We start from the raw sequence: 991 nt of genomic DNA on the forward strand, positions 1-991 counted from the left end.
TGATACAAAATTTACTCTATTCCTGAACGTCCATTCTTCTGGGGTATCTTTGATTTTAGTTCCGTAGTAGTAAACAGTTATATCATCTAATGGCCACATAAATTTGCTTATTTAATGGTAGGTAACGGCTCGCCATTGTTATAATCAGTTTCTATTTTTTCCAATAGTAGTACCATCTAATTCTGTAGGTCATTGATTCAAAAATCATATTCAATTTGGAGTAGTATTCTTCAGTCTCCCAAATCGTGTTTCTCGAAAAGTAATCACCTCTTCCAGAATTTGTTGATTCAGTTTTTTGTGGTTGCTTGTCCTGGGTTATAGGTTTACCAAGTTGATCAATTAAAGTAGACTTTATTCTTTCGTACTCGGAGTTATATTCTTTTAATTTTTTACTCTCCTCCTTCCACATATCCTGTTTTTTGAAGAAGTTTCCATACCTCTCTTTTTCCCAATCATAACTTATATACCGGATAATTGAGTCGGGTTCCGAATAGAAATATTCAACGAAAAGAGGCAAAAATCCTTTCTGATCCCGCTGAACGATTATAGGTTTTGCTATTTTGTATTTGTCAACCAAAGGATAAATGCTCTTAGAAAGAGAGACATTCATTTCTAGAAAGTCGATTTTCTTAGTCAATGATTTTTCAAAGTCAATCGCATTGCTAATGCTCGTTTTCTCTGACCAAAATTTTACATTGTCCTTCTTCCCACTGAAACTTGCTAAAAGGAATAGAGTTGAGGTCAGAAGAAATGTCAGTAATTTTTTCATTCTGTATTTTTAATTAGTCATAACGGCACGGCTGGCTGCTCTTTTTTTTCAGCATTGGGAAAGCATGGCAGCTCGCCATTGTTGTACCCAGTTTTTATTTTCAGAAAAAATCGCTGTCAGTCCAAATTAACCAATTGTTTCCAATTCCCCAGATTTCTATAAAATTCAAGTCAAAATTATCTTCGTAATAGCCTTTTTCTGTTTGCTTTGGGTTTCCGCAAG

1 protein-coding gene is annotated in these 991 nt (G+C 34.5%); it reads right to left on the reverse strand.

All coding sequences use genetic code 11. The annotated features are described in order from the left end of the window. Window positions 1-151 precede the first annotated feature (151 nt). A complete protein-coding gene (locus tag E1171_RS00780; protein ID WP_155203141.1) occupies window positions 152-769 on the reverse strand; it encodes a hypothetical protein in 618 nt (205 codons plus the stop codon). Between the last annotated feature and the right edge of the window lie 222 nt (window positions 770-991).

It is taken from the genome of Xanthovirga aplysinae, assembly GCF_009711365.1.
In the GTDB taxonomy this organism is placed as follows: Bacteria; Bacteroidota; Bacteroidia; order Cytophagales; family Cyclobacteriaceae; genus Xanthovirga; species Xanthovirga aplysinae.